A 2,207-nucleotide genomic window follows, 5' to 3' on the forward strand; every position below is an offset into this window, starting at 1 on the left:
GTGTATAGTAGTTCTCAAAATCTCAAACTTATTCTACTCGTAGCCTACTTGATAGATAAGGATGAAAAGACAGTACATTTACTATACCACGGGTGGAATTATAGGACTAGCGTTACTTTTTTACTTCGTAAACCATGAGGCAAATAAAGTTCCTTACGCTTTAAGTGTAGATGCAATTAAAGATACAACAGATATAAGTTAAGTATCCAAGTATGTATCAACTAAGTATGATATTTATGCCAATTATTTTATACAAGAAGAGCTTTAGCTTGGTATCTCTACCTCATTTGTATGAAACCACGGGCTCTTCAAATATCCGTTAGGAAGAGGAGAGAATTGCTTGATTTCCTGAAGAAGACAAAGGACAAGGAAGAGTACAGACGTGCAGTGGCTGTAAAACAGAAGATGGAAGGTATTTCGTACAGAAACATAGCCAAGAATATCAGTGTTAATTACAGGAATGTATACCGTATGATAGATGCTTATAGAAAATATGGTCTTGATGGTATAAGGAGTAAGAGAAAGAATGCAGGTAAAATACCTAAGATATCTTCCGAAAAGAACAAGGAGCTCATAAAAGAAGTAGTACTGAAATCACCAGCAGCATTTGGATATCTAAGGAACACATGGAGTATCAGATTACTTGCAAGGCATCTATCTAAGGAACTTAAGATGAATGTTAGTCCTATGCATACATGGAGGATCATCCGGAGTCTTGGCGTATCTTACAAAAGACCAAAGCTTGCACTAGAACATGATAAAGACTATGAGCAGAAGAAAAAGAGGATAGACAATTACAAGAAGGTATCGGCAGCATTTTTAAAAAAGAGTAATGTTGGGATTTGAAGACGAAACGTGGGTAAACCTTCAGCCCTATATTACGAATACGTATATGATGAAAGGTGATCAAAAGAGGATACTGTACAATGGTACAAATAGAAAATTCAACGCATTCATCACTTTGCTTTATAATACTAACAATGTCAAATTCACACTAAGTAAATCTAGAACGAGTACTGATTTCATAAACCATGTCAGAAGCATAAGACGATATATCAAAAAGAATCATGTTACACGTTTTATCCTTGTAATAGACAATGCATCATTTCATGTAAGCAAAAAAACCAAACAATTCTTACAAAAGCAATCAGAATGGCTTACAGTAATCTTCCTACCAAAACGTTCACCCAACCTAAATCCAGTTGAGTCAAGAATCAATAGAAACCTCAAGAAGGATGTCTGTGCCAACCATAACTATGGAAATCTAGAAAGTCTGACAGAGAATGTTAGAAGATATCTCAGAAAATTTGGTAGTTGGCCTAAATTATGAGACTTGACTTAGTATGCTTAAATTCTACAACAGACATATTGGGCGTCGTGGACCCATTTCGGGATTGCCGAAGACTATATAGTAATCACTTCAGTGACCAGATGCAATTAAGATCGCTGCCCGATCAACAAGTTCAGATGGCGTTAAGAGATGGACGAAAAGTACGAGAGAAGGCCCAGGATTATCTCGTTAGGTGGAATAAATGGACTTTGGCAGTTTCGGTATATTCCTGTTATTTAGTCTTAAAAACTGCATTTAGGGAATAGGATAGATATTTTCTCTGGAATCTTTAATATTTGGTGTCATGTTCATAGACATGGTGGCAACCCCAGATACGGATTCTATTGGAGAAGTAAAATGTCCCAGATGTATGAGTCATATGGTTGAAAAAAGGGCACCTTTTTATCTTCACGGCGAGTATGTTGGACTTTTTGAATCATTGGTGTGCGATATCTGTTACTATTCTCTCTTAACTGCCGCGGGTTATGATAAAGCCATGACAGAGGCCAGAGAATTTGGCTTAGTCGGACCGGAGGAAGAGATAATTAGTGAAACTATAGAAATGCTAGACACTTCATATATCCTGGAAAGTCCCCCCATCTCTTCCAATATGGAAGATGGATCCAAAAAGTTTGGTCAGTCTAATGAAGAGATAGAATCAGACTCCATTACGACGGTTGGAGAATTGTCAATACTGCTTAAGTATAGTGAGCGAAAACCTTCAATACGAACTGAGATGCTTATAAAATAACGGGTGAAATAACTCTGCTATGATTCCTAGTTTTAGTATTGACCCATCCAAGTTAATTGATAAGAGGTTCAAAATAAGAAAGATGCACTATAATACATACGAAGTTGATCATGCCTCACTCAAAGG

Annotated in this window: 2 protein-coding genes; both read left to right on the forward strand. The window is 36.8% G+C overall.

Annotated features, from left to right (window positions below; genetic code table 11):
* Positions 1 to 291: 291 nt before the first annotated feature.
* Positions 292 to 846, forward strand: a complete 555-nt coding sequence (locus M3Q23_11750) for a helix-turn-helix domain-containing protein (protein MDP9342739.1) — start codon at positions 292 to 294, stop codon at positions 844 to 846.
* Between the two features lie 788 nt (positions 847 to 1,634).
* Positions 1,635 to 2,081 carry a hypothetical protein gene (locus tag M3Q23_11755; protein ID MDP9342740.1) on the forward strand — a complete coding sequence of 149 codons (447 nt, stop codon included), beginning with the start codon at positions 1,635 to 1,637 and terminating at the stop codon, positions 2,079 to 2,081.
* Positions 2,082 to 2,207 lie beyond the last annotated feature (126 nt).

This window comes from Actinomycetota bacterium (assembly GCA_030774015.1).
In the GTDB taxonomy this organism is placed as follows: Bacteria; Actinomycetota; UBA4738; order UBA4738; family JACQTL01; genus JALYLZ01.